The organism is Prevotella sp. P5-126 (assembly GCF_002251185.1).
Classification (GTDB): Bacteria; Bacteroidota; Bacteroidia; order Bacteroidales; family Bacteroidaceae; genus Prevotella.
Window position 1 is genome coordinate 1 of the sequence record NZ_NPIZ01000083.1, and the last position, 4,713, is coordinate 4,713.

Here is a 4,713-nt window from a genome sequence, read left to right on the forward strand (position 1 = left end):
TCACTACTGACCGGTTAAGTTTCACCATAGCGAAACTTGGCGATCATCTTCCAGATTTTGATTAATTGTCGTCTCGTCAAATAGTTCATCTACCCAACAAATTACTGCAGGTCATATGTATAAAAGCAGATGCAATGCCCCTTTCATTGCCCAACGACTTACTCCTGCTAAAGCGACAAAAGCAACAATCCTAAAATTGATTAGACATTTTGTTCCATATGCAATATTCCTTTGTACGTCCCCAATACATTTTTTATTAAGTTATAGGTTTCTTTTGGACACAAAAGAGGCGTGGGAACTTCCTATTGTCTATTCCACGAATCAAGACGCTAGCATTGCCTGTTGTAGTAGAACAGACAACGTTAGAGCCCACGCCGATATGATTATCGCACCAAATGGAAAGCCCATACGCAGGGTATAAGCCTCCACTGGTTGCAACATAATCACAACCATGAGCATCTACCGTTGCTATGTTCATGACTACAATACAGGTAATTTGCTAGATTCCGATTCGTCAAGAACAAAGCGTCAAGTAAACGCCTTCCATATGTCGTATCTCCACCCACCCCTTTTCCACCTTAAAGACTTCAATCTTAGAGGCATGGTATGCGCAGAGACTTAGACTCGTTTCCTTCGTGCAAAACACTCCGTCACGATGTCCGCTGCAAAGATAACGATTTATTTCATAACGACAAAAATTATCGACTTTTTTATTTAAACTTTCGCAAGCAACTATTCTGAGGATTTTTCTGGCTCACCCGTAAAATTCTGTGTCTACCCAAAGATCATAGACAATCTATAGAGAAAAAAGTCAAGATCTACAACCCCTCTGAGCTGAGCTCTAAATTGCTTTATCTTTGAGTTGAGTGACTCGGCAGATGCATTTGTTGCACGGTTGATAAAATAGTTGAGTACTTCATCTTCCCTGTCACGTATAGTGTCAGCAGCAGTGTTGAAAGAGTCATTGGCAAAGGCCTTGCCCTTCTCGTACCATTTCTGCATGCTCTCGTATGCCGAAATCCATGTCGTTTTTGGATTGCTGAATATCATGCGTAGAGAGTGTACGATAGAATAGGCTTCTTTGAGGTCTGGATAGCGCTCGAACAAGAGAGAGATTCTTTCCTTCTGTGTCGTTGTCCATTTTTCTCCAGAAACCATAAGTGGATAGCGACTGCGAGAGAGCAGTTCCGGTATAGTGTCACCATTAGAGAGTCTCTCTGGCACAAAGGCCTTATTCTTACGAATAGGCTTGCGTCCACGCTTGTCCTTCTTGTTCTTCTTTCGACGTTTGAGGCTTCGCTCATACTTTTCCTTGAGCTGTTCCTTGAAGAGTTTACGCTGTTCGTTCTGGAACTTCTGCTCCTCCTTCTTATGTTTGAGACGGAGTTCTTGCATGGCATCACTTACAAGTTGCTGCATATGGAATCTGTCAAGTGTTATGGTAGCACTAGGGAAACATTCAAGTACAATCTGACGCATACCTTCCAAGAAGTCCATCGTGACTTCACGCACTTTACAACGTAAGTACCAATGTATCTTTTGTATGGCTGCTACAACATCTTCCACCTTCGTACCCCTTACGATGGATACAAAAGCCCCTTTACGGCCATGGGCATCCTTATTGGAGATTACAGTGTATAGATCTCCATTTGTGAATGCTGTCTCGTCTATGCTGAGGTTTGGCCCTATGTTACGAGGAAATATGAGCCACTTCTGTGCATGAGACTGATGCTTCCAGGTACGAAAGTCGCTAAGGTAATCCTTGTATGCACGTCCAAACTCGTCAGCCTTTATGTGATATGGTTTCTGGAGCGATCTGGCAGTAATCGGGGATGTATCCAAGGAATTCTTTTAAAAAAGCCGCAAACTCCTTTGAGTAGCGGGTTCCTTTGGCAACCATATGCCAGTCTTTTGATATGCTCTTGCCTTCCACATTCTTCCATCTGCGACGACGCACATGGAGTACGGTGCGATACTCGCGTATAGGAAAGTCGTTAATACACGATTCTTCATAGAACCCATTAGGTATAGCATCCGGTGTACCCTCAGGCTTAAGATTCTTCTCGTCAAGGTAAAGATGAAGACGATGTTCTTCACCAAACCGATCTGATTCAACCTTGGTTAAATCGAAATACTCTGTCATCTCACCGGGAAGAATGAACTTAGCTAACGTCATATATGGATTATCTTTCATACTTGTAACTTTCATTAGACACATGCAAAAGTACTAGCAATTTTCGAGAAACAAGCATTATCTATCAAGTAATCAGACACAGGGTTTTACTAGTGACCCAAAAAATAGTCCGGAAAGTATAAAATAAAGGGGCATCATGAATAGATTCAGAGTGTTGAACGTGTTTCCTGCTGATTCTCCAAATACATGAAGTAGCACAACTAGGCAAATGCAAAATCCTTTTGTTAGGTCAACAAACTCAATCCTTTTTGTTGATGCTTTATTTGTATTATGTTGTATGTCGTTTGTATGGAAATCTGTATTCATTGTTTGTTTTATTTATGGTGCAAAGTTATTAATATTCAGTGAGATAAGCAAAATTGTGGAATAAAAATTGTGTAATATGTGTTTCATACTCCTAATAAACTAGGAAATCTCTTGATTAACGTCATTATAATCATGTGTTGGATATGACATCAAAAGGTGCGAGAAATGGTAAAGTCGTGCGGAAAATGTGATGATTTGAATATAATCCATTGAAAATTAGTGATTCTGCAAGAAAAATAAGATGAATGAATAGATTACTTCTAGAAGAATTGGAAAATTATTACATCAGTCCTGTTCAAAATGTTCCGTAATTTGTTAGGTGTTATTCTTTTAAACATCCAATGGGAACGACATAAACTCCGTCTTCTCTTCGAATGGCGTATTTTGATACACCGGTGATAACCATTAGAAAAGCTGGGGATTTCATCTTGCTGGAATCAATCTTTGATGCAAGAGAAAGCAGATTCTTTGCACCATCATTGATGTTTTTCTCTCCACCGAGTTTGATCTCGATGAGTCCGTAACTGCCATCACGCAGATGAATCACGGCATCACATTCCAAACCGTTGCCATCGCGATAGTGATAGACGGTACCATTTAGTGCATCAGCATAAACACGCAGGTCGCGAATGCACATTGATTCAAAAAATAGCCCCATGGTGTTGAGGTCGTTGATCAAGTCCTTTGGTCCGATGCCTAATGCTGCCACTCCAATGGATGGGTCAGAAAAATAACGTGTGTCGGAAGTACGTATCGCAGTTTTGCTTCGCAGATTGGGATTCCATGCTGCAGAATCTTCTAAAACGAAGATTTTTTTTAGCGCATCAATGTAGGATGCTACTGTTATGCGATTGGTGGGTGTTGTGTCGTTGTTTTCGATATCGGCACAAATGGTATTGATGGCTACTTGTGTGCATTGGTTTCTTGCGAGCGAACGCAAGATTCTTTTTGCTTTTTCTGCATCACGATTCACGTTGTCAATGCGTGAGATGTCGGTATTGACCACTGCTTCATAGTAGCTATAAGCCATGTCTAAGGCTACTTCTTTATCTACTATTGTTGCTTTTGGCCATCCTCCACGACAGATAAGCCACGCAATGTCATCGATATTATGGTTGTTGGTGGCGAAAATATCAAGGTTTGGATGGTCAAATAAATCTTTTAGACTTACTTCATTGCTGGAATCTCCAGATTCAGAAAGACTCATCGTTCTCATTGTTAACCACGAAAAGCGTCCTGTACCAGTGTGATGAATGTTGCTGTTGTCGGCAGGAACTGCTGATCCCGTAAAGATAAATTGTCCCAAACCATCTCGATGGTCAATCTCAAAACGTGCAGCATCCCAAAGTTGTGGGGCAAGTTGCCATTCGTCGATAAGGCGAGGTGTGGCGCCTGCAAGCAGGTTTTTGGGTGAAAGTTTGGCCAATTCAATGTTCTGTGCAATGAGTTCTGGGTCGTCCATATAGACCACACTTTGTGCTTGTTGCTCTGCTGTGGTGGTCTTGCCACACCATTTAGGACCTTGTATGAGCACGGCACCAACACTTTTCAGTCTTCTTGATAGTATTTTGTCTGCAATTCTTGCCTTGTATTCTTTCATAATTGGATTTCCTTTTTCGGTTGCAAAGTTATTAATAATCTGTGAGATATGCAAATTATTAAATGGCTATTATACAATTTGTGGCATTTTTACTATACCGTTTGAGGGGAATCTACTATACAATTTGTGGCTATTTTACTATGCAGTTTGTGGAAAAACGGTGATAACATTAGGGGGTGATAATTAGTGAACCCTATATTAAAAGGTGGACAGCAACTTATAGACTGCGACCCATTGCACAATATTTTATTTTCTGTCCACATGTATGGTTCCTGGAATGACTCCCAAAAAATTATCAATAAACTGACAGAAGTCAAGAATAAACAATTGCCTTTGATTGTTGGTGAGTTTGGCTACAACTATAACGGCGGCAAGAATAATCTCGGTTGTAAGGCCGACCATCGTACAATCCTAAAAACATGTCATCAACAGGGTTATGGTTTTATGCCCCGTTTTTTAGAGGTAAAGATATAATGCGTATCTATATGCCCCAGTTCGGGATAACCGAGTGTTTAATACAATATAAATACAGCGTGAATACGCCTCCTCCCCATACCATTAGGAGTGGGTAATAACAGAAGGCTGAAAGAAGTTGATTTGCCCTTAGAATAGG

The 4,713-nt window shown here is 40.8% G+C and carries 5 protein-coding genes; 1 reads left to right on the forward strand and 4 read right to left on the reverse strand.

Features of this window, described 5'->3' with window-relative positions:
* Nucleotides 1-774: 774 nt before the first annotated feature.
* From CIK90_RS09620 to CIK90_RS09635, 4 genes are all read right to left on the reverse strand, one after another.
* Nucleotides 775-1,842 carry a transposase gene (locus CIK90_RS09620; RefSeq protein ID WP_094465113.1) on the reverse strand — a complete coding sequence of 356 codons (1,068 nt, stop codon included), beginning with the start codon at nucleotides 1,840-1,842 and terminating at the stop codon, nucleotides 775-777.
* Entirely contained in the window at nucleotides 1,784-2,194 is a 411-nt protein-coding gene (locus CIK90_RS09625) for a hypothetical protein (protein ID WP_094390456.1), read from the reverse strand. The genes CIK90_RS09620 and CIK90_RS09625 overlap by 59 nt, the downstream gene beginning before the upstream one ends.
* Nucleotides 2,195-2,266: 72 nt before the next feature.
* A complete protein-coding gene (locus CIK90_RS14660) occupies nucleotides 2,267-2,500 on the reverse strand; it encodes an acyltransferase family protein (protein WP_094390457.1) in 234 nt (77 codons plus the stop codon).
* A gap of 322 nt (nucleotides 2,501-2,822) precedes the next feature.
* The gene (locus CIK90_RS09635; RefSeq protein WP_094465115.1) at nucleotides 2,823-4,100 is read right to left on the reverse strand and encodes an ATP-binding protein; all 1,278 of its coding nucleotides are present in this window, start codon (nucleotides 4,098-4,100) and stop codon (nucleotides 2,823-2,825) included.
* 186 nt (nucleotides 4,101-4,286) lie between these two features.
* Here CIK90_RS09635 and CIK90_RS14665 point away from each other — a divergent pair, with 186 nt between their 5' ends.
* On the forward strand, nucleotides 4,287-4,574 hold the full coding sequence (locus CIK90_RS14665) for a cellulase family glycosylhydrolase (RefSeq protein WP_371596007.1): 288 nt from the start codon (nucleotides 4,287-4,289) through the stop codon (nucleotides 4,572-4,574).
* Nucleotides 4,575-4,713 lie beyond the last annotated feature (139 nt).